This is a genomic window from Brenneria sp. L3-3C-1, from assembly GCF_016456245.1.
Lineage (GTDB): Bacteria > Pseudomonadota > Gammaproteobacteria > Enterobacterales > Enterobacteriaceae > Brenneria.
Window position 1 is genome coordinate 49,562 of record NZ_JAEMHF010000011.1, and the last position, 21,856, is coordinate 71,417.

Annotated in this window: 16 protein-coding genes; 6 read left to right on the forward strand and 10 right to left on the reverse strand. The window is 56.1% G+C overall.

What is annotated here, in order from left to right; genetic code table 11:
• Positions 1-19 precede the first annotated feature (19 nt).
• Together JG725_RS17650 and JG725_RS17655 are read left to right on the forward strand one after the other, a co-directional pair.
• Positions 20-1,555: a PAS domain-containing methyl-accepting chemotaxis protein gene (locus JG725_RS17650; protein ID WP_199379174.1), complete on the forward strand. Its 1,536-nt coding sequence runs from the start codon at positions 20-22 to the stop codon at positions 1,553-1,555.
• Positions 1,556-1,703: 148 nt separating this feature from the next.
• Positions 1,704-2,057, forward strand: a complete 354-nt coding sequence (locus JG725_RS17655) for a FlxA-like family protein (RefSeq protein ID WP_172291204.1) — start codon at positions 1,704-1,706, stop codon at positions 2,055-2,057.
• A 32-nt stretch (positions 2,058-2,089) separates the two neighbouring features.
• Here JG725_RS17655 and JG725_RS17660 read toward each other — a convergent pair whose 3' ends face one another.
• The 5 genes from JG725_RS17660 to JG725_RS17680 all read right to left on the reverse strand — a co-directional run bounded on the left by JG725_RS17660 (position 2,090) and on the right by JG725_RS17680 (position 10,166).
• Positions 2,090-2,314, reverse strand: a complete 225-nt coding sequence (locus tag JG725_RS17660) for a DUF3820 family protein (protein ID WP_172291203.1) — start codon at positions 2,312-2,314, stop codon at positions 2,090-2,092.
• A gap of 4 nt (positions 2,315-2,318) precedes the next feature.
• Complete coding sequence (ligA, locus tag JG725_RS17665; protein WP_199379176.1) at positions 2,319-4,373, reverse strand: NAD-dependent DNA ligase LigA; 2,055 nt, start codon at positions 4,371-4,373, stop codon at positions 2,319-2,321.
• Positions 4,374-4,388: 15 nt separating this feature from the next.
• Entirely contained in the window at positions 4,389-5,822 is a 1,434-nt protein-coding gene (hldE, locus tag JG725_RS17670) for a bifunctional D-glycero-beta-D-manno-heptose-7-phosphate kinase/D-glycero-beta-D-manno-heptose 1-phosphate adenylyltransferase HldE (protein ID WP_172291201.1), read from the reverse strand.
• 103 nt (positions 5,823-5,925) lie between these two features.
• On the reverse strand, positions 5,926-8,778 hold the full coding sequence (gene glnE, locus JG725_RS17675; RefSeq protein ID WP_199379178.1) for a bifunctional [glutamate--ammonia ligase]-adenylyl-L-tyrosine phosphorylase/[glutamate--ammonia-ligase] adenylyltransferase: 2,853 nt from the start codon (positions 8,776-8,778) through the stop codon (positions 5,926-5,928).
• Between the two features lie 53 nt (positions 8,779-8,831).
• Complete coding sequence (locus tag JG725_RS17680; RefSeq protein ID WP_199379180.1) at positions 8,832-10,166, reverse strand: inorganic triphosphatase; 1,335 nt, start codon at positions 10,164-10,166, stop codon at positions 8,832-8,834.
• 300 nt (positions 10,167-10,466) lie between these two features.
• On the opposite strand from JG725_RS17680, the gene JG725_RS17685 reads away from it, so the two are divergent.
• Together JG725_RS17685 and JG725_RS17690 are read left to right on the forward strand one after the other, a co-directional pair.
• Positions 10,467-11,087 (forward strand): TIGR04211 family SH3 domain-containing protein, encoded by a 621-nt coding sequence (locus JG725_RS17685; protein WP_172291198.1) that lies wholly within the window; start codon positions 10,467-10,469, stop codon positions 11,085-11,087.
• Between the two features lie 106 nt (positions 11,088-11,193).
• On the forward strand, positions 11,194-12,441 hold the full coding sequence (locus JG725_RS17690) for a multifunctional CCA addition/repair protein (RefSeq protein ID WP_199379182.1): 1,248 nt from the start codon (positions 11,194-11,196) through the stop codon (positions 12,439-12,441).
• A 60-nt stretch (positions 12,442-12,501) separates the two neighbouring features.
• On the opposite strand, the gene bacA is transcribed toward JG725_RS17690, so the two are convergent.
• Positions 12,502-13,320: an undecaprenyl-diphosphate phosphatase gene (gene bacA / locus JG725_RS17695; RefSeq protein WP_199379183.1), complete on the reverse strand. Its 819-nt coding sequence runs from the start codon at positions 13,318-13,320 to the stop codon at positions 12,502-12,504.
• Positions 13,321-13,587: 267 nt separating this feature from the next.
• Positions 13,588-13,941 (reverse strand): bifunctional dihydroneopterin aldolase/7,8-dihydroneopterin epimerase, encoded by a 354-nt coding sequence (folB, locus tag JG725_RS17700; RefSeq protein WP_199379185.1) that lies wholly within the window; start codon positions 13,939-13,941, stop codon positions 13,588-13,590.
• 107 nt (positions 13,942-14,048) lie between these two features.
• On the opposite strand from folB, the gene plsY reads away from it, so the two are divergent.
• Entirely contained in the window at positions 14,049-14,672 is a 624-nt protein-coding gene (gene plsY / locus JG725_RS17705; protein WP_172291194.1) for a glycerol-3-phosphate 1-O-acyltransferase PlsY, read from the forward strand.
• 150 nt (positions 14,673-14,822) lie between these two features.
• Positions 14,823-15,350, forward strand: a complete 528-nt coding sequence (gene ppa / locus JG725_RS17710) for an inorganic diphosphatase (RefSeq protein ID WP_172291193.1) — start codon at positions 14,823-14,825, stop codon at positions 15,348-15,350.
• A gap of 260 nt (positions 15,351-15,610) precedes the next feature.
• Here the strand turns inward: ppa and JG725_RS17715 are convergent, their stop codons facing one another.
• The 3 genes from JG725_RS17715 to JG725_RS17725 are packed head-to-tail and all read right to left on the reverse strand — an operon-like array spanning position 15,611 to position 21,686.
• Positions 15,611-15,958 (reverse strand): gamma-glutamylcyclotransferase, encoded by a 348-nt coding sequence (locus JG725_RS17715; RefSeq protein ID WP_199379187.1) that lies wholly within the window; start codon positions 15,956-15,958, stop codon positions 15,611-15,613.
• A 2-nt stretch (positions 15,959-15,960) separates the two neighbouring features.
• Positions 15,961-19,911 carry a translocation/assembly module TamB domain-containing protein gene (locus JG725_RS17720; protein ID WP_199379189.1) on the reverse strand — a complete coding sequence of 1,317 codons (3,951 nt, stop codon included), beginning with the start codon at positions 19,909-19,911 and terminating at the stop codon, positions 15,961-15,963.
• Positions 19,911-21,686 carry an autotransporter assembly complex family protein gene (locus JG725_RS17725; protein ID WP_370541771.1) on the reverse strand — a complete coding sequence of 592 codons (1,776 nt, stop codon included), beginning with the start codon at positions 21,684-21,686 and terminating at the stop codon, positions 19,911-19,913. The genes JG725_RS17720 and JG725_RS17725 overlap by 1 nt, the downstream gene beginning before the upstream one ends.
• Positions 21,687-21,856: the final 170 nt, after the last annotated feature.

Here is a 21,856-nt window from a genome sequence, read left to right on the forward strand (position 1 = left end):
AAAGTTACCGGGGTTTCTGATGAGATTAAATACACCTGTCACACAGCAGGAGTATCTGTTAGACATGGACACGACATTAATGTCCACAACAGATGTTCACAGCCATATCACTTATGCCAACTCCGCATTCATCAACGTCAGCGGTTTTTCCGAGGATGAATTAATTCATCAACCGCACAATATTGTACGCCACCCGGATATGCCCGTTGAAGCCTTTGCCGATATGTGGTTTACCTTACAACAAGGCGACAGTTGGACCGGACTGGTAAAAAACAGACGTAACAACGGCGATCATTACTGGGTGCGCGCCAACGTCACGCCGGTGTACCATCAAAATCAACTCACCGGTTATATTTCCGTGCGTAATACGCCAAGCGCCGATGAAATTAAAGCCGCGAAGCCGCTGTATGAAGCAGTGAGGAAAAAGCAGGCCGGGAGCCGGCGGTTTTACAAAGGATTGGTGATTCGAACCGGTCTATTTTCCCCGCTGTCGATATTACAGAAACTGCCTATTCGCTGGCGCTTGCGCCTGGCAATCCTGATGGCGGGAATTGTTCCCCTATTACTTTCTCTCGGCGGCGTCAGCCCGCTTTGGCTGCTTATCCTTACGCTCCCCTTAATCTTTCTGCTTGATCGCTTTCTACAACGGCAGATTGCCCAGCCGCTGAACATGATCCTAAAACAGGCGCAACATATCGTTTCCGGTCGGAAAGGAAAGTCGGTACACCTGAACCGGGTTGATGAAATCGGCCTGCTGCTGCGGGCCATCAACCAGTTCGGACTCAACCTGCATTCTCTGGTCGATGATGTCGGTACGCAGGTTCAGGGCATGACCGACGTCAGTCACAGGCTGGCCGACAACAATCTCGCGCTGAATACCCGCACCGAGGAAACTTCCGCCAACCTACAGCAGACCGCCGCGGCCATCGAGCAAATTACCGCCGCGGTTCAGCAAAGCGCGGAAACCGCCGGCCAGGCAACGCAACTGGCGGAAACCGCCAGCCGCACCGCCGTACAAGGCGGGGAGATCATGAAGGAAACCATCGACATGATGGATTCCATTTCCGAAGCCAGTAATAAAATTGTCGATATTATCGGCGTAATCGACAGCATTGCCTTCCAGACCAACATACTCGCCTTGAATGCCGCCGTTGAAGCGGCCCGCGCCGGCGTTCAGGGCAAAGGATTTGCCGTCGTGGCGGCCGAAGTCCGCAATCTGGCGCAGCATTCCGCTTCTGCCGCGAAAGAGATCAAAACGCTGATTGACGCCAACGTGGCAAGCGTCAAATCAGGCGGCCATATGGTGGAAAATGCAGGCAAACATATCAGCGATATTGTGCATGAAGTGCAGCACGTTTCCGCCATGATCAAAGAGATCAGCCATGCCACCCGCGAACAAACCTCCGCGCTGGGCTTAATCAACACCTCCATTGCGCAGATTGAAGAAATGACGCAACGAAATACGGATATGGTCGCACAGTCAACGGAAGCGGCGGAAAGGCTGAATCATCAGGCTATGCGCCTAAATAGCGCCATTAATGTTTATGGAAGTTAATCCGCAGAAGACACATTTAGTTACATATGACATAACTAACTTAACAGTATAGTTGGCTTTTAATATCAAAATTCTTTCAAGGAAAAAGAATAACAGGACGATAATAAATGAGCACAACTTTGTTTGTGCACATTTATCAGGAGGAAAAATGTCAGGTATAAGCGCAATTTCATCGGTGAGTAGTTCATCGACCAGCAGTGAAAACTACACGCAAAAAATAAATAAATTAACTCAACAACTTGAAAAACTGACAGAGAAATTGACAAATGTATTAAACTCTTCCGGTAGCGCAGAAGAGATTGAAACAGAGAGTCAAATGCTACAGGCACAAATTGAAGCCATTCAGGCGCAGATAGCCCAGCTTGAGGCTGCTCAAGCCCAACAAGACGTACAAGCACAGCAAACCGTAGATGAAACAAATACCACAAGCACCAGTACTGGCATTAAAGCCGACGGCGTTAATCGCCCGACGGAAGAAAACCAGATTAATGTTTACATCTAAATTCGAACGATAAACAAGGCATGAGGTAACAATCATGCCTTATTATTTTTTTTCAACGGCTTAACCAGCCCTTGCAGACCTTCTATCTTGATCGCCAACGTCATTTGCATCAGTTCCCCCAGTCGCCCGTTGGGAAACTCCCCTTTACGGGCAAACCACAGCAGATACTCTTCCGGCAAATCGATCAGCGCACGCCCCTGATATTTGCCAAACGGCATCGGCATATTGGCGATCTCAATCAGATCTTCTTTTTCCACCGGTTTACTCTCCCAGCAAACGTATCATTTCAGCTTCATCGATAACCGGAATGCCCAGTTCCCGCGCTTTTGCCAGCTTGGAGCCTGCCGCTTCGCCGACAATCACCATATCCGTTTTTTTCGATACGCTGCCGCTGACCTTCGCACCCAACGCCGTCAGCCGATCTTTGGCTTCATCGCGGGAGAGAATACTCAGTGACCCGGTCAGCACCAGCGTCTTGCCGGCAAACGGACTGTCGATCTCTTCCGCTTTCACCACCCGCGGTTCAGGCCAGTGAATATTGATGCCGTCAGGCGCGGTCAACTCGCGGATCACCTTCCGGTTATGCTCTTCCTCAAGAAAGTGACGCACATGGGCGGCGACCACCTTGCCCACGTCAGGCACCTCCAGCAGCGACGCTTCGTCCGCGGCGAATAGCGCCTCAAGCGAGCCGAAATGCGCGGCAAGGTTGGAGGCGGTCGCTTCCCCGACATCCCGGATCCCCAATGCATACAGGAATCGCGCCAGCGTGGTGCTTTTGGCCTTCTCCAGGGCGCCAACCAGATTCTGCGCCGATTTCGGCCCCATTCGATCGAGGCCGGTCAATATACCGGCGCTCAGCCGGAAAAGGTCGGCGGGGGTTTCGACGTACTCTTTTTCCACCAGCTGGTCGATGATTTTGTCGCCCATGCCATCCACATCCAGCGCCCGGCGGGAAACAAAGTGCTTTAGCGCTTCTTTGCGCTGCGCCCCGCAAATCAGGCCGCCGGTGCAGCGCGTAACGACCTCACCTTCAACGCGCTCCACATCAGCCCCGCACACCGGGCAGACCACTGGGAACACAATCGGCCGGGTGTTTTCCGGCCGCTCCGATTCCACCACGCCGACAATCTGCGGAATCACATCGCCGGCGCGGCGGACAATCACCCGATCGCCAATCTGTAAGCCAAGACGTTCAATTTCATCCGCGTTATGCAGCGTCGCATTGCTGACCATCACCCCCGCCACCGCCACCGGTTCCAAACGCGCCACCGGCGTAATCGCTCCGGTACGACCGACCTGAAACTCAACGTCGCGAACCCAGGTTAGCTGCTCCTGCGCCGGAAATTTAAACGCCACCGCCCAGCGCGGCGCGCGGGCGACAAACCCCAGACGCTCCTGCAAAGCCAAATCATCCACCTTGATGACCACGCCATCAATATCAAAACCCAGCGAGCCGCGCTCCTGTTCGATACGGCGGTAAAAATCGAGCACTTCATGGCTGCCGGTGCAGAGTTTGATGCGATCGCTGACCGGTAATCCCCACTGTCTGAACCGCATCAGTCGCTGCCAGTGACTATCTGGCAGCGAGCCGCCCTCCAGTAGGCCGACGCCATAGCAAAAAAAGGTCAGCGGGCGTTTAGCGGTGATACGGGGATCGAGCTGTCGCAGCGAACCTGCCGCCGCATTGCGCGGATTGGCGAAAACTTTACCGCCGGTGCGTCGCGCTTCGTCGTTCAGTTTTTCGAAACCGTCATGTTTCATAAACACTTCGCCACGGACTTCCAGACGGCGCGGAATGTTCTCTCCCTTAAGACTCAACGGGATCGCGCCGATGGTGCGGATATTGCTGGTAATGTTCTCGCCGGTGGCGCCGTCGCCGCGCGTCGCCGCGCGCACCAGCACGCCCTCTTCGTACAGCAGGCTGACGGCCAGACCGTCCAGCTTCAGCTCACAGCAAAAAGTCAGATCTTGCGCATTTTTTAGCCGATCGCCGATGCGTTTATTAAACGCCAGATAGCTGTCTTCATCAAATACGTTATCCAGCGACAGCATCGGCACTTCATGACGCACCTGTTCGAACGCCGCCAGCGGCGCCGCCCCGACGCGTTGCGTCGGGGAATCCGCCGTCACCAGTTGGGGATAGGTCTCTTCCAGACTTTTCAGCTCACGCATCAGCCGATCGTATTCAACATCCGGAATTTCCGGCGCGTCCTCCACGTGATACTGGTATTCATGATGACGCAATAAGGTGCGCAGTTCCGCCACCCGTGAGGTTGCCTCACGTACTTCGGTTGGCTCTTGATTCAATGGATTCATACCTGTTTCAGTCGTTTATTCAGCCTGCCCGGCCTTAATCGTATTAATAATATTGGTTGTGGAGCAGCCGTCTTCAAAATTCAGCACTTTGACTTCGCCGCCGTTGGCCCACACTTCTTCGCTGCCGGCGATTTCATGCGGCTGATAATCGCCGCCTTTTACCAGAATATCCGGCAACACCTCGGCAATCAGGCGCTGCGGCGTATCTTCTTCAAACGGCACCACCCAGTCGACGGCTTCCAGCGCCCCCAGCACAATCATGCGCTGCGCTAACGGATTAACCGGCCGGGTCGGCCCTTTCAGGCGCTTGGTTGAAGCATCGCTGTTCACCGCCACAATCAGGCGATCGCCAAGCTTACGGGCATTCGAAAGATAGGAAACATGCCCGGCATGCAGAATATCGAAACAGCCGTTGGTCATAACGATTTTTTCGCCGCGCTGGCGCGCCAGCGCCACCGCTTCTTTCAACTGCGCTTCGCTCATCACGCCAAACCCGGTGTCAGAGCGGCCGCGAATGGCGTTTTCCAGTTCGATCGGCGTTACCGTCGATGTCCCCAGCTTGCCCACCACCACGCCAGCGGCGGCGTTGGCCAGAAAACAGGCTTCTTCCAGCGAATTGCCGGCAGCCAGCGCCGCGGCCAGCACGCCGATAACCGTATCGCCGGCCCCGGTCACGTCATACACTTCCTGCGCCTGCGTCGGTAAATTCAACGGCGCCTTACCCGGTTGCAACAGCGTCATTCCCTGCTCGGAACGGGTAATCAACAGGGCGGATAGCGCATAATCGGCCACCAGTTGCATACCGCGGGACACCAGCTCATCTTCATTTTTGCAGCGCCCGGCGACGGCCTCAAACTCCGACAGGTTGGGCGTCAGCAGGGTCGCGCCGTGATAGCGGGAAAAATCCGTCCCTTTGGGATCGATCAATACCGGCACGCCCGCCGCTTTCGCCGTCTGGATCATGGTTTGTACGTGGGTAAGCGCCCCTTTCGCGTAATCGGACAGTACCAACGCGCCAATATTCGGCAACGCCTGCTGGATACGCTCGACCATCGGCTGTGGATCGACGCCTTCAAAGCCCTCTTCAAAATCCAGCCGGATCAGTTGCTGGTTACGGGATAACACCCGCAACTTAGTAATCGTCGGGTGCGTCGGCACCGAAACGAAATCGCACTTCACATTGACTTCGTTAAGTTTGGCGCTCAGGGCGCGGGCGGCGTCATCGATCCCGGTCAGGCCGACCAGCCGCGAACCCGCCCCCAGAGAGGCGATATTCATCGCCACGTTCGCCGCACCGCCCGGGCGTTCCTCAATCGTGTCCACCTTGACCACCGGCACCGGCGCCTCCGGTGAAATACGGCTGGTTGGCCCATACCAGTAACGATCCAGCATGACATCCCCAACCACTAACACCCCCGCACGGCGGAAATCAGGCAGCGTAACTTTCATTCCATACTCCAGGCTTATTTCGCATAATGCGCGCAATAATATCACAGGCCGGATTATTGCTATTAAAAAGCGCATTCCAGTTGAACGGAATGCGAGGCTTCTCTCAACCCAACCACCGGTTCCAGCTCAGCAGAACCTGCTGACGTTCAGCGGTAAACTTGTCCTGACTCACCCGGCCGGATATCTCCTGCAACGCCAGATGATGCAGCTCATTGCGCAGCGTGACGTAAGCCAGCTTGAGAGCGTCGGCCTCGCTTTCCTCCATCACGCCGTACTGCGCCATCATCTCCAGTATCCGCACGTTATCCGACCAGCGAGTCAGGCGCGCTTCTTGTGAAGCATAGCGCAGCACCAGATACTGGACGATAAACTCAATATCGGTGATCCCGCCGGCGTCGGTTTTCAGATCGAACAGCGCTTTGTCTTTGTTCGCCAAATGCTGCCGCATTTTCTCACGCATTTCGCGCACTTCGGTTTTCAACTGCTCCGCATCGCGTTCGCGGCAGAGAATGGCGCGGCGAATGGCCTCAAACTGCCGCTGTACCCCGCTCTCGCCGTACACCATGCGCGCCCGCACCAGCGCCTGATGTTCCCAGGTCCAGGCTTCGTTACGCTGATAGTCGTCAAAGGCCTCCACGGTGCTGACCAGCATCCCTGCCGCCCCCGACGGGCGTAAGCGCGCATCCACCTCATACAAAATGCCCGATGAGGTGCGGGTGCTGAACAGATGCATCACCCGCTGGGCCAGCCGCAGGTAAAACTGGCGGCCGTCGATGCTGCGCTCGCCGTCCGTCATCACATCGGGCGGACAATCCAGCAGGAAAACCAGATCCAGATCGGAGCCGTAGCCCAACTCCCAACCGCCCAGCTTGCCGTAGGCGATGACCGCAAAACCACGGCCCTCGCGCTGCTGCAAATGCGCCGGCTGACCGTAACGGGCGACCATCAACCCCCAGGCCTGCTGCACCACCGCCGCAATAATCGCTTCGGCCAGATAGGTTAAGTGATCGCTCACTTTCATTACCGGCAAGACGCCGGCGATGTCCCCGGCGGCGATACGCAACAGTTGCGCCTGCTTGAACTGGCGCACCGCTTCCAGTTGCTGCTCCTCATCCTCTTCCGGCACCCGCATCAGGTACTGACGCAGTTCATCGGCATAGGCTTCCGGCGCGGTCGGCTGATACAAAGTGGAGGAGTCGAGCAGTTCGTCAAGCAGCAACGGATAACGCGCCAGCTGACCGGCCACCATCGGCGAAGCCGCACACAGCCGAACCAGTTGCGCCAGCGCCGGCCGCGATTCCAGCAGCAGTTCCAGGTAGGTGGTGCGGGTCACAATACCCAACAGCAGCGGCGTCAGGCGCGATAAAAGGGTATCGGCGTCCTGTCGGGCGCACACCTCCGCCAGTAGATTAGGCATCAATTGATCGAGCACGTCACGCCCCCGCGGACCGATAGTGCGTTTCGCCACATCCTGATGAAAGTCAACGACCGTACGCAGCAACTTCTCCCGCACGGCTTCCGTCAGATGCGGCGTCAACAACGCCAGATCGGCCTCATCCAGCCGGTCATGCCACAGACTACAGTAGCTGCCGTGTTCGGGAATATCGTCGCCGTCCGGCGCATCATCGCCGATCAAATCATCAAACACGCGGCGTACCGACAACGTGTGTTGCAATAGCGCCTGTTGCAATCTTGCCCAGTCGTCAAATCCCATGCCCCAGGCCAACCGCTGCTGGTTCAGTTCATCGTCGGGCAAGGTTTGCGTTTGCTCATCGGCAATCGCCTGTAAAAGATTTTCCAGGCGGCGCAGAAAGCGGTATGCCTCAGCAAGTTCGATAACCTGGGGCGGCGCCAGTAATCCCAGCGCCCCGATATGATGCAGCGCAGGCAGCAGCGATCTCTCTTGTAGTCCCGGCTCGCGGCCGCCGCGTATAAGTTGGAAAACCTGGGTGATAAATTCGATTTCACGAATGCCGCCGGCGCCCAGCTTGATATTGTTGCGTAAATCCCGCCGCCGGACTTCCCGGGCAATCATGCCCTTCATGTTGCGCAGCGACTGAATCACGCTGAAATCAATATAGCGGCGGAAAACAAAGGGCCGCAGAGTCCTGCGCAGTTCCTGGCTGTAGCTATCGTCCATCCCCCCCAGCAGGCGGGCTTTTACCATCGCATAGCGTTCCCAGTCCCTTCCCTGCTCCTGATAATAATCCTCCATGGCGGCGAAGCTCAGCACCAGCGGGCCGCTGTCGCCAAACGGGCGCAAACGCATATCGACGCGATACACAAAGCCATCGACCGTGGGCTGATCCAGCACTTTAATCAGCCGCTGGCCCAAACGGGTAAAAAACTGCGCATTATCCAGCTCGCGCCGCCCGCCCTGCGTCTGACCGCTCTCCGGGTAGACGAAAATCAGGTCAATATCAGAGGAAAAATTCAGTTCGCCGCCGCCCAGCTTCCCCATTCCCAGAATCAACAGCGGTTGGGCTGTTCCCTGCGCATTGACCGGCGTGCCCCACTCCCGGCAGCAAGCCTGATACAACCAGTCGCGCGCGGCGATAATCAACGTTTCCGCCAGTTCGCTCAGCTGTCGCAACGTCTGTTCCGTGGTGCTGGTCCGCAATGTCTGCGACCAGGCGATCCTCACCAATAGCCGACGGCGAAATTGCCGCAGCGCTTTCATTAGCGCCGTTTCGTCCTCAATCCCAATCAACGCCGTGTTCAGCCAGTCGGGATAATGTCGCCACTCTTCCGGCTGCGGCGGTTGCCGGTGAAGCTCCCGCCGCCAGTCGGGATAACGCGTCAGCGCATCACTGACAAAATCGCTTAACGCCAATACGGCAACATCGCTCTCGGCTACGGGATCGACGTCGGCGATGGTTTCCCGCATACGCAATAAAACCTGCTGAGACTGCTCCGCCAATAAAGGAGGTAAAGACGGCAAAGGACGTATCGACATGGGGATCCTTGATCTGCCACCCGCCGTCAACGGCGGGTGAACGCGGTTAACGATTAATTCCCGGCGCTGTGCAACCAGAACGGCGGCTGGGCCAACGCCTGTTTACGGCAACTTTCCAGATAGGGGGACGGCGTGTGATCGACGGCCAATTGCTCAATAGCCTGAATTAGCGCCCGCCAGCGTCCGATATACGCGTCTACCTGTTCGGTCGGATAAGCGCCGGATAACAGCTGAAAGGCGCAAATATTGCGCTGTAAACGGGGCAGTTGCTGCGTGTATTGCACTTCGCTCAGGGTATTGTTGAATGTGCTTCTCAGATCGGCGGAACTGCGGCCCAGCATGATATCGGCAAAGCGTTTATAAGAACCTTGTAACTTGATGCGATCTTTATTATCCATATAGTCACGCCATCCCGCTTCAATCAACCAGGAAGTAAGCACCAGCTTACTTTGCAGATACTCCACGCGGTAGCAAAGGGTTTCCGCCTCCCCCGGCCCTTCAACCATGGCCTCCAGATTGGCGAGCGCGGCGCGGAAAATCGTGGTCACCTTACGCGACACCACGCCGCCGACCAAAACCAACATCTCGCGCATCAACGCGCCAGCCTGGGGCAGCGCGTTGCGAGCATCGGCATTGCCGCCCACCCAAAGCTCTTCATGGTATTGCCAATGACTCAGCGCGAACTCCAGCGCGGCGCCTATCGCCTGATCGATATTGGTTTTAGGCTCCAGCCTCAGGATGCCGACAGGCCGACATTCGCGCGGCGGGTTGCCTTTCACCAGATGATATCCGCGGGCGGCTTTGCTGAGGCTACCCTGGCGCAGGCCCCCAAATCCGGCAATCTCCCGCGCCAGCTCCAGCAGATCCGAAGGATGTCCCAGCTTAAGCTCCATCTCCAGCTCACACAGCGGCTCATTGAGATCGCCGGCGCGGATTTCACCACGATCGAGGGCAACTTCAATCACGCTTTGATGATAAGTGACCACCCACTTTTCACGGGTAAAATCCGTGCTGAACAGCGGCTTGAGCGACCGCTGGAGCGCGGCGACATCGCAGTTTTCAGGCCAGATATCCGCGGGTAACAACCCCAGATCCAACTCCGCTTTTTCCAGCGCCAGATTATATTCCGGATGCTGATGCAGCCCGCCGACCACTTTACCGGCGGTTTTCGCCGTCATTTCATAGCGCTCATTCTCACCGCGGATCCGCAGACCGATGCCATTTCGACGCAGAAAGTTATCCGCCGTCTCATAGTAGATACTGGTCAGCCGCTGCGCACGCAGATGTTCGGAGTAGCTGTACTCGCTCTGCCAGTCCGTTAACTGTTTGAGCAGCGAATCAACACCGCCAGGATGAACAATAAATTTCAGTTCAATTTCTTCACTCATAACATTTATTACCTGGGTTAAGCGCCTATCACGCCAGTAAATAACATTTTACTTCACCTTGCCACTTTTGCGGCACGCGCCATGTCCAGGCGGTCAGCGCCCGCGCCGTTATCCGACCGGCCTCGCGCCAGGGTCTAAAGTCAGATCGGCAAAACTATCGCGGTCAACAAACACCCGCAACCAGACCGGGAAATCGGCCGTCAGGCCAAGAGTAAGATAGTTCTCATTCAGGTTTAATCGTTGCCTCGTCAGACTTAAGCCTCTACTATCATCCCATAACTCACGCAACACGATGATCTTATGCAGAAATTATGCCTGATTTTTTTTACCTTAATGACCTTCATTTTAAGCGCGACGGTTCACGCCGAAGAAAAACGCTACGTTTCCGATGAGTTACTGACCTATATCCATAGCGGACCAGGTAATCAATACCGTATCGTCGGCACGCTGAACGCCGGCGATCAAGTGACGGTGCTCAGCATTAATCAGGGCGCGGGCTATGCGCAAATCCGCGATGACAAAAACCGCACCAGTTGGATCCCGCTCGATCAGCTCAGCGAGACGCCAAGCCTGCGCACCCGCGTTCCCGAATTGGAAAGTCAGGTGAGTGATCTGACGGCAAAACTGAACAACATCGATCAAACCTGGAACCAGCGTACGGCGGACATGCAGCAGAAAGTCGCCGCCAGCGATGAGATTATCAACGGCTTACGCAACGAAAATCAGGAATTAAAGAATCAGCTTATCGTGGCGCAGAAGAAAGTCAGCGCCGCCAACGTCCAGCTTGACGACAAACAGCGCACCATCATTCTGCAATGGTTTATGTACGGCGGCGGGGTTGCCGGCGTCGGGCTATTGCTGGGCCTGTTGCTGCCGCATCTTATCCCGCGTAGAAAGAAAAATGACCGTTGGATGGGTTAAAACCGATGCCTGCCTATCGCAGGCATTTTTATACCCGGGTCATAATGTGAACCAAAGATGTTAAGATGTAATAAATATCACTTATGCCTATTCGGGAGTCCTGACGTTGAATATTTACCTTGTCGGCGGTGCTATACGGGACAGCCTGCTTGATTTGCCCGTCACCGAGAAGGACTGGGTGGTTGTCGGCGCCACGCCGCAACAAATGCTGGCGCTGGGCTATCAGCAGGTAGGCAAAGACTTTCCGGTCTTTTTGCATCCGGTCAGCCGCGATGAGTATGCGCTGGCGCGCACCGAACGAAAGTCAGGTAATGGTTATACCGGTTTTGTCTGTCATGCGGAACCCGACGTGACGCTGGAGCAGGATTTACTCCGCCGGGATCTGACCATTAACGCTATCGCCCGTACCGAGCAGGGCGAGTTGATCGATCCCTATCACGGACGCCGCGATCTGGAAAATCGCCTTCTGCGCCATGTTTCCGCCGCTTTCAGTGAAGATCCGCTTAGAGTACTGCGCGTGGCGCGTTTCGCAGCCCGTTTCGCCTATCTGGGTTTCCAGATTGCGGAAGAAACCCTGGCGCTGATGCAAAAAATGACCGGCGAGGGAGAACTGGCTTATCTGACGCCGGAACGTGTGTGGAAAGAAACCGAGAAGGCGCTGGCTACCCGCGATCCCCAGGTCTATTTCCAGGTGCTCAGAGACTGCGGCGCGCTGGCGGTATTGTTTCCTGAAATCGACAAACTTTACGGCGTGCCTGCGCCGGCAAAATGGCATCCGGAAATTGATACCGGCATCCATACATTGATGACGCTGGCGATTGCCGCCCGCCTCAGCCCGGATATCGACGTGCGTTTCGCCACCCTGTGCCACGATCTTGGCAAAGGGCTGACGCCGCCGGAATTGTGGCCCCGCCATCACGGTCATGGTCCGGCGGGCGTGAAGCTGGTGGAGGCGTTGTGTCAGCGTTTGCGCGTGCCCAATCACATCAGGGATCTGGCGAAACTGGTCGCGGAATATCACGATCTGGTGCATACGGTGCAGCTATTACAGCCCAAAACCTTGCTGAAGCTGTTTGACGCCCTTGACGTCTGGCGCAAACCACAGCGGCTGGAGCAGTTGGCCATCACCAGTGAAGCCGACGCCCGCGGGCGCACCGGCTTTGAAGAAACCGCGTATCCACAAGGAGACTACCTGCGCGAAGCATTTCGCGTGGCCAGCGGCATCACCAGCGCCGCCGTCGTCGCCGACGGCTATCAGGGCATCGAGATCCGCAACGAACTCAGCCGCCGCCGTAGCAAGGCGCTGGAACAGTGGAAAGCGCAACAGCCGGGCAATTCTCCGCCGGCGCTATAAGCCGAAAAGCAAAAAGCCACGCCGCCGCGTGGCTTTTTCTTTTATACCGTCAGGTCAGATTTACAGAAACACCATATAAACCACCGCCGCGACGATGAAGCGGTAAATCGCGAAAGGAACGAAAGAAATACGTTTGATGACCTGCAAAAAGGTTTTAATGGCGATCAGCGCCACCACAAAGGCCGTTACAAAACCGACGGAGAACATCGGCAGATCGGCCAGCGACAGAAAATGCCAGCTCTTATAGAGATCCAGCACCGTGGCGCCCATCATCATGGGAACCGCCAGAATAAAGGAGAACTCCGAGGCGGCATAACGGCTGACGCCCATCAGCATCCCGCCGGAAATCGTCGCGCCCGAGCGGGAAAACCCCGGCCACAGCGCCAAACATTGGAAGCAACCGATCATAAACGCCTGACGATGGCTAATATCATCCAGCCCGACCGCTCGCGGCTGTTTTGGCTTCAACCATTCCGCCGCCAGCAGCAGGAAACCGCCGACCACCAACGCATACATCACATTTTTGGGTTCAAACAACGATTTGATGACATCGTGAAAAACCAGACCGAGCACCACCGCCGGAATCATCGCCAACAGAATGTGGCTTAGTTTTAAGCGTCCGGCGCCAACCCCTTCATGCGGAACCTGACCAAAATGAATACCGATAAGTCCAAACAGACGACGCCAGAACATCACCACCACCGCCAGAATAGAGCCTAGCTGAATAATGACCTCAAACGTCTTGGCTTTTTCATCCGCAAACCCCAGCCAGTGACCGACAATAATCATGTGACCGGTAGAGGAAACGGGTAAAAACTCGGTCAACCCCTCAACCACACCCAGAATAAATGCGATGAACAATGAATGCAGGTCCGTCATCTAAAATCCTTTGCCTCTTGTTATTAAAAATAAAAAGCCTAGACCATAAAAAGCTTCATACAGCAGGATCCGCAACAGCCCGCCATAAAAAAACGCCGGGAGCGTTTTTCAACGTCGCGAAGCGACGGCCCGTAAGGGTGGCGGGCAGGGATAGCCCGCCATAAAAAAGCGGCTGCGCCGCTTAGCGAGCCGCCCTACACGTCTTATCAACGCCCTAGCTTACTGTTTAGTCGCCGGTAAATCAGTATTCACGCCGTTAAATCAGATTTATCGCGTCCCGCGCTCAATCACCACGCCGACCTGACGCGCCTGCGCCACCGCGCCCGGCTTACTGACCTTTATGCGTAACCAGGGGATGGGAAAACGCTGCATAAGCATCTGCGCCACGTCTTCCGCGACCCGTTCAACCAGAGCAAAACGCTGCCCGGCCACCAGCGTAATCACCGCTTCGCTGACATCGGCATAGCTTAAACAGTCGTTAACATCATCGCTGGCCGCAGCCTGACGGTTATCCCAGCCCATTTCGATATCGAACACCAGCTTCTGCCCGATGGTCTGTTCCCAATCGTAAACACCAATGGTGGTAATTACGCTAAGTTCCTCAATAAATACGATATCCATCACGCCGTTCTCTGTTTTTGTCGTTGTCGGATACCACTTCCGACGGAATATGCGTATTATCCACAGATGCGAACAGTAAAACGACCCTTATTAAACGGAACCGCGTTATGAGTGCAACCGCGCTTGGTATGATAATAATCGCGTATCTGTGTGGCTCGATTTCCAGTGCGATTCTGGTCTGCCGGATCGCCAGGCTGCCAGACCCTCGCGAACATGGTTCAGGAAATCCTGGCGCCACCAACGTACTGCGTATCGGCGGGAAATCCGCCGCCGCCACGGTATTGGTCTTCGATGTCCTGAAAGGAATGCTGCCTGTCTGGGCGGCTTACGCGCTGGGCATTCCCCCGCTGTACCTCGGTCTGACCGCCATTGCCGCCTGCCTCGGTCATATCTACCCGGTTTTTTTTCATTTTCGCGGCGGCAAAGGCGTCGCCACCGCCCTCGGGGCCATTGCGCCAATCGGCTGGGACCTTACCGGTTTGATGACCGGCACCTGGCTACTTACCGTGCTGCTGAGCGGTTACTCGTCGCTGGGCGCCATCATCAGCGCGCTTATCGCGCCGTTCTATGTCTGGTGGTTTAAACCGCAGTTTACTTTCCCGGTCGCCATGCTGTCCTGCCTGATACTGGTGCGCCATCACGACAACATTCAGCGTCTGTGGCGCGGGCAGGAAGACAAAATCTGGAATAAACTGCGCAAGAAAAAAGATACCACCGCGAGTAGAGACTGATGCCCGACGACGCGGTATCAGAATGCGTCGGACAAGTCTGACAACGCGCTTGCGGCCCTACCCGCTCCCCTAAAAATCGGCGACTTTCTCTGTGAGTTGGCTATAATGACCGCCACGCTATTTCAGGTTTGAGAAGAGAAGGAAACCGACATGAGTCTGAACAATGTCCCGGCTGGTAAAGATCTCCCGGAAGATATCTACGTAGTAATTGAAATCCCCGCTAACGCCGATCCGATCAAATACGAGATTGATAAGGATACGGGCGAGCTGTTTGTAGACCGTTTCATGTCTACCGCCATGTTCTACCCATGCAACTATGGCTACATCAACCATACGCTGTCGCTGGACGGCGATCCGGTCGACGTTTTAGTGCCAACCCCTTATCCGTTACAGCCGGGCTCCGTCATTCGTTGCCGTCCGGTCGGCGTCCTGAAAATGACCGATGAAGCCGGTGAGGATGCGAAACTGGTTGCCGTACCGCACAGCAAGCTGACAAAAGAATACGACCACATTAAAGACGTCGACGATCTGCCGGAACTGCTGCGCGCGCAAATCGGCCATTTCTTTGAACATTACAAAGATCTGGAAAAAGGCAAATGGGTTAAAGTGGAAGGCTGGGATAACGCCGAAGCCGCAAAAGCGGAAATCGTCGCCTCTTTCGAACGCGCCAAGAAATAAGACACGCAGACACATGAAAAACACCGCGTAAAGCGGTGTTCAGACCGTTGACAAACCTATCACCCTTTATCGAACGGTGATAATGGAATGGAAGAGTAAAGCGTCCGCGCCAGGGATGGCGCGGTTCGAGCTTACAGGGACGTACTTGCAGCGTCTTTACGATCCATCCATTATCGCCGCTCACCAGACTTTGTCAGCAACCTCAACACCGCGTAAAGCGGTGTTTTTTCATGGATCACATAAAAAAGCGCGCCGACCGGTTATGCCTCTTCATTACGTTTTAGCCAATCCCCGCTGGTGATACGCGGCAACCTTTCCACCGAGTGATTGTAAAGATAGATCCAGGCGTTCCCCAGAGGGGTGGCGATCAGCTCACGCTGGTATTCGTGACCGTCCCGCTTGAGCGCATCCAACTCCGTCAGTATCGACGAGCTGATGCGGTACACCTCGCAATAAATTTCCCCGTCACCGGGCACCACCGCCGGATAATGGCCGAGATCGTACAACTCAAAGCCCTTGAGCTGACAATCCCCCAACCATTGAGCATTGGTCATCCAGTGACTATTCCCCTGTTTGCGCCGTAAACTTCCGTAGACAATAATTCGCATCGCTAAAACTCAAACTGATAGAGCAAATCTAATGCCTGATCGATACCAGACACCGCTTCCAAGTATAGTTTCGGCATTAAACGGTAACGCAACGTCAACGTCGCCAAAGAATCAAATATGCCAACACCGTATTTAACTTGCAGGCCAGGAAGGACATAACCGCTGACAACCACCTGAGAATCGTCGCCAGCGCCCTGTGTATCCAGAGCTAAATTACTTACGCCAAACGCCTCGCCGATTTTACCCACAACTTGACCACTTTGTGCAACCCCTAAACCAATAAGCATCGACGTCATCGCCGCACTATCGGCGCCGCTGCTCTCAAGCCCTTCGCCCCTGAGCAGATATGACAGGGCTTCCTGCTGCGACATGGACGGGTCGGAGAAAACCTCAAGCTTAGGCGCGCTCGCCATCCCGGTGACGCGAACGCCAGCGGTCACGTCATCCGCCGTATTATCGGGATTACGCACCGCCTCAATATTGAGCAGAGGCTGCTCCGGCGGGCCAGAGAACAGCAACTGCCCTTTCTGGACGATAAGATCCTGTCCGTAAGCCTTGAAACGGCCGGAAGGAATATCGATCTGCCCATTCAACCCCAGCCCGCGTTCATCCTGCACCATTTTCAGGTCGCCCTGCAAACGCGCCTTGAGTCCATAGGCATCCAGCCGCACATCATTGCCGATACGGATGGTCAGATTGCTATTGATCGGTATTGAGGCGGAAGCCTGCTCCAGCGGCTGACGCTGTTCATCCAACATCACCTCGTCCGACGAAACCGCCACCGCGCTTTCAGGCAGTTCATTAACCACAATCCGCGCCCAGGGAATACTGACCGAGCCATTCAACGCGAACAACTGCGGCGTGGCCTCGAACACAATGTCGGGCGAAACGTCCAGACGCGCCATCGGCGGCACCGTCACCCGGATCCGCTGCCCTTTGGCGGCAATACGCGCCCGCCAGGCATCAGGTTGCGCCCAGTCCGCATTCCCGCCCAACGTCAACTGCCCGTTATCCGTTCGCAGGAAACCCTGCAAGGTTGAGGACATGCCGTTGAAACTCACGGCCAGCCGCCCGGTGGTCAGATCGATCGGCATCCAACTGCCGTCGACATCCAATCGATCCAGCACCATTTGGCCGAAGATCTGCGGCCGTTGCGCATTCCCCGCCAAACGCAAATTGGCGTTCAGTATCCCGGCCACTTTCTCCCCTTTCTGCAACACCGGGTTGAGAAACGCCAGAGAGAGATTACTGATGGCAATATTGCCGCTGAGATTACGTCTGACCTGCGGATCGGTAATCTGCACATCGCCGCTGAAACGGCCGTTATCCTGAATGGCGATGAGCCAGCCAAGCTGGGCGCGGCCGCGGTCGATCCCGGCGTTCAGGGTTAAAGTGTCGAACGCCACGGGCAGCGTTTTACCCTGGACATTTTGCCGGACATTGACGCCGTCGCCCACCAGCGTCACTTTCGCCTGCGGTAAACTTTGCCCGGCCTGCCAGCTAACGTCAGCGCCGCCGGTGAAGGTTCCCGCCAGCGCCGTATCCTCACTCAGGAAGGGTTTGAGCATGGCTAAGTCAAAGCGATTTAACCGGATACTCGCCTGACCGCTCGGCCCGGCTTCAATCGGTTGAGGGACGCAAAGCTCGGCATGAGGATTGCGCCAGCAATGCGTGCCGATAGTGATTTTTTGCTGAGCATTCAGGTAATCCAGCGCCACGGCCTGCGTCAAACGCCACTCGCCGACCGGCGTGTCAAAGCGGGTATTGTTCAGCGTACCGCGCCAGCGCTGTTCCTGACGATCGAAGCTGCCGGACAGCGCCAGTTGCCCGGATACCGGCTCGCCTTCAATCGTCAAACGCAGCTGATGCTGCTTCTCATTGCCGTCGGCATTCAGCGTCAGTAAAGCGATATTCAGACTCTCCTGACGCAGTTGCTCAAGCCGCACCCGAAGCTGCCCCTGAATCTGTTGCTCAGAGCGTACGTCCGCCTCAACGTTGATGCGGCTGATTGACATGGCCTGCCAGCGCAGTCCCGATGCCGTGATATCCGCCAGAATTTGCGGTTCGCGCAGGTTGCCGCGCAATTTCAGCGTACCGTTCGCGCGCCCCGCCAGACCGGGCAACATGCCGGTAAGCGACGGCGCATTGATATCGGCATCCAATTGCCACTTATCGCTCAACTCGCCTTTAACATTCAGTTGATTAGGCCCGAGCGCCAGATTAAGCCCGGGGATTTGCCACTGACCGGCCGCATTTCCCCGCAGTTCGCCGCGGGCGGTCAGCTTATTCTGCTTCACGTTGCCGTCCAGACGCAGTTCCGGCACCTGTAGCTGCCAACTGCCGCCGTACACGCTGCCGCGCGTCGTCACCTTGCCGTCCACTTTCGCCGGCCAGTCGGGCCACTGCCTCGCCGTATTGATGCCGCTCAATATCAGTTCGCTGCGCCAACTGATGGCCTTACTCCAGTCCACCACGGCGCTCAGATCCGCATTGCCTTGCAGGACGGATAAACGCAGTCGGGCCAGATTAAATTGCTGCTCGTTGCCTTTGCCGTCCAGCAACAGCGTCGCCGGCGGCAAGTCCGCGCCACGAATATCGCTGCGCAGCGAGACGGCGTAATCCGTCGCCTTACCGCTCACCCGCAAGCGCAGATCGTTTGCCTGATATTGCGCTTCCCCCGTCAACGGCCAGCGCACCTGCTCGGTTTGCAGCGTCAGTTCCAGCGGCAGCCCCGCCTGCGCCAGTTCAGTCTGCACATTTAACTGCGCCCGCTGCGGGCCGGACAAATTAAGCGCCACATTCAATTGCTCGCGCAGACCGCCGTCAACGGTCAGCTTCAACGTTTCGCCTTTCAGCGGATCAACATTCAGCACGCCATTTGCCGTCAGGGAGACCGGCCAGCTATCGCTGAGCGTCGCCTCGCCGCGAACGTTCAGCCCACCCTGTGGCGATTGCACGACAAATTGGCTCAGACGCAGGCGCTGATTTTGTGTTGACGCCTGAATCCGCAGATCGGAAATCAGGATGTCCTGATCGCCCGTCAGCCGCAGTTGTTCACCGTGAATTTCGGTAATATTCAGATCCAGCGGCAACGTGAACTGCGGCAAATCGGGTAATAACGGTTTGGCGAACAGCGCCGCCAACCGCTCGCCGAGCGGTTGTTCAGGCAACGCGTCGTCCTGCTGAGCGGAGCCGGCCAGGGTTTCCGCGGCGGACCGATCGGCCGGCGTTTCCGAACGCGGTTTAGGAACTGATAAGGTCTTATCAATCTGAATCGTTTGCGACGCGCCGTTTTCAACCGATTGACGAACGTCGGCCGCCGTCTCTTTCACCACCGCCGCGACTTCCGCCGCCGTAACTTTTCCATCTTCAAGCACGTCGACGGGCGTTTTCGGCAATGCCACCAGTAACGCGCTGATTTTAGTCGGCAGCAGCGTCAGCTTCCGCCCTTCCCATTGCATGCCGGTACGGAATTCAGCCAGGGAAATTGCCGTGTCATCTACGGTGACCCGCAGGTTATTCAGGGTCAGTTGACGCAAAGCGATCGGAAACGGCGCGGACAACTCGGTCAGCGGCTCGCTGGACGGCGGCGCTTCGTCCGCCGCCGGCAGTGATGCGGTGTCCACCGCCACATCAACATTTCGCGCCGACAAATCGTTGATGCAAAGCTGGCTGCGTCGCAAACAGCCAGGCGCCAGCGACAGGTGAAACTCGCCCGCCTTAACCGTTACCCCCGGCATCTGATAGCTGACGTTCCTCAGCGTCAGATCACGCCAGCCGCCGCTGACGCTGGCGATATCCAGCCCCGGCACCACGCGTGTCGCGCCGTTCAGCAGCAGGTGCAACCCCGGCGTGGTTCCCACCAGCAGCACCACCGCCGTCAGTAATAACAACAGGAAAGCGATCGCGCCAATGCCGATTTTTTTCATCAAGTTCGCGTTTTTCAACAACATCATAGTTCCGGCCCCAACGCGATATAGAATTGCACGTTATTTTTTTCTGCATCGCCAATCGGCATAGCAAGATCAAACTTCACCGGGCCAATCGGGGATGCCCAGCGAACGCCCACCCCCGCCCCGGTTTTAAAGTCATCCTGTTTGATATCGTTGACCGCCTCACCCGAATCCACGAACACGGCCCCCCACCATTTTCCGCTCACGTTGTACTGATATTCCAGCGATCCGGTGACCAGTTTAGACGCCCCGGTCAATTTCCCTTCGCTGTCGCGCGGCGATATCGATTTGTACTTGTAACCGCGGATGCTGCGATCGCCCCCGGCGAAGAAACGCAAGGAAGGAGGAACGCGTGAGAAACTGTTGGTTTCAATCCATCCCAGATTGCCGCGGGCGACAAACCGGTGCTTCTCCTCAAGCGTGCGGATCCAGATGTTTTGCGCCTGGAAAACCGCAAAATCAATATCCGACCCCCACAGGGTATCGGAAACATCAATCGAGTAGCGCTGGCTGTCGCCCCATACCGGCATCAGCCCGCCGCGCTGGCGGGTGCGGTTAATACTTACGCCGGGATAGAGCAACATGGTGGTGTCCGTCACGCTGCCTTGAGTAAAGTGATCGAGACTCCAACGCAGGTTGATGGCCCGCTGCCAACCGCTGGACAAATCCCAGTAGCGCGCCACGTTCAGCGTGGTGGAGTCGGATTGGGTATCATTGAGGTCTTCGCGCTTGAATCCCCCCTGCAACAGGTAATACTGCTCTAACGGGTTCTTCAGCAATGGGATTTTGTAACTCAGATCGAGCGACTGCTCCGGTGCGGACACGCTGAGGCTGCTTTCCAGACTGTGTCCGCGAGAATTCAGCCAGGGTTTATTCCAGGTCGTTTTAAAACGCGGCCCGACGTCAGTGGCGTAACCAACCCCGGTTTCTATTCTGTTGCGGGTTCGGGGCGTTACCACCGCATCCAGCGGCAGGATCTTGTTTTCCTTCGACTGGCTGAAATCCGGCGAGACCACCACTGAGTTGAACCAGCCCGTGGCCGACAGACGGCGGTTTAACTCGCCGAGATTTTCACTGCTGTAGGGATCGCCGCTATGAAAGGGCACCAGATTTTGCAGGTAATCATCACGGATTTGCGCGCCCTGGAATTTAACCTCGCCAAAACGGTAGCGTTCGCCGCTGTCGAAATCGATGTCCCAAAATGCCTGACGCGCTTCCTGCATGACGCCTAACCGGCTCTGCAAAAAATGGGCGTCGAAATAGCCTTTACGCAGCGACAGACTATTCAGCGAATTTTTAAAACTGTCGTAATCACCGTGGTTCAGCACCGTACCGATCCGCGGGCTATCATCCCGCACCCGTTGCTGAAAATCCGCGTCTTCGCGGGCGCCGCCGCGCAGAACCACGTTCACATCGGCGATTTTCACCGGTTCGCCGGGCGTCACGCTGGCAATCAGAACCGGGCGTCCGCCGTTTACCGCCGGACGGAATTCAAAGGCAATCTGCGGGTCATAATAGCCCAGCGCGCGTAATCCCTGACGAATCGCATCGTCTACGCGCGATCGGAAGCGGCCATCGGCATTGACTTCATCGACGGCAATGGTGGATAAACGCGCCCGCACATTCTTTTGCAGTGCGCCTTCCAATCCAACGACCTGTAAACGCACATTGGCGGCAAAACTCTCAACCGGAAATAGCAGTACGCACAATAATCCCAAGGCACGGCAACGTGGCGCACAAAAGCCTGAAAGGCTGTTTTTTTGTCCTGTAAAAATAGTCACTTAGCTCCCTGATAACCTCGTTCTGTCATATTAAATCCATCGCGTTGCTTTTATATCCCCATCGTTATATAACCGCGCCTCATACAACCGGGGTTCCAAACCAGCGGGAAATATTACTATTTTCCTTTAAATATAGATTTTAACCTGTAAATTCTAAAATGCCG

What these genes read in the sequence shown, in the direction of transcription:
- JG725_RS17650 (WP_199379174.1), top strand. Translation starts at nt 20, where the DNA reads ATGAGATTAAATACACCTGTCACACAGCAGGAGTATCTGTTAGACATG.
- JG725_RS17655 (WP_172291204.1), top strand. Translation starts at nt 1,704, where the DNA reads ATGTCAGGTATAAGCGCAATTTCATCGGTGAGTAGTTCATCGACCAGC.
- ligA (WP_199379176.1), bottom strand. Translation starts at nt 4,373, where the DNA reads ATGAATCCATTGAATCAAGAGCCAACCGAAGTACGTGAGGCAACCTCA.
- hldE (WP_172291201.1), bottom strand. Translation starts at nt 5,822, where the DNA reads ATGAAAGTTACGCTGCCTGATTTCCGCCGTGCGGGGGTGTTAGTGGTT.
- glnE (WP_199379178.1), bottom strand. Translation starts at nt 8,778, where the DNA reads ATGTCGATACGTCCTTTGCCGTCTTTACCTCCTTTATTGGCGGAGCAG.
- JG725_RS17680 (WP_199379180.1), bottom strand. Translation starts at nt 10,166, where the DNA reads ATGAGTGAAGAAATTGAACTGAAATTTATTGTTCATCCTGGCGGTGTT.
- JG725_RS17685 (WP_172291198.1), top strand. Translation starts at nt 10,467, where the DNA reads ATGCAGAAATTATGCCTGATTTTTTTTACCTTAATGACCTTCATTTTA.
- bacA (WP_199379183.1), bottom strand. Translation starts at nt 13,320, where the DNA reads ATGACGGACCTGCATTCATTGTTCATCGCATTTATTCTGGGTGTGGTT.
- folB (WP_199379185.1), bottom strand. Translation starts at nt 13,941, where the DNA reads ATGGATATCGTATTTATTGAGGAACTTAGCGTAATTACCACCATTGGT.
- plsY (WP_172291194.1), top strand. Translation starts at nt 14,049, where the DNA reads ATGAGTGCAACCGCGCTTGGTATGATAATAATCGCGTATCTGTGTGGC.
- ppa (WP_172291193.1), top strand. Translation starts at nt 14,823, where the DNA reads ATGAGTCTGAACAATGTCCCGGCTGGTAAAGATCTCCCGGAAGATATC.
- JG725_RS17715 (WP_199379187.1), bottom strand. Translation starts at nt 15,958, where the DNA reads ATGCGAATTATTGTCTACGGAAGTTTACGGCGCAAACAGGGGAATAGT.
- JG725_RS17720 (WP_199379189.1), bottom strand. Translation starts at nt 19,911, where the DNA reads ATGTTGTTGAAAAACGCGAACTTGATGAAAAAAATCGGCATTGGCGCG.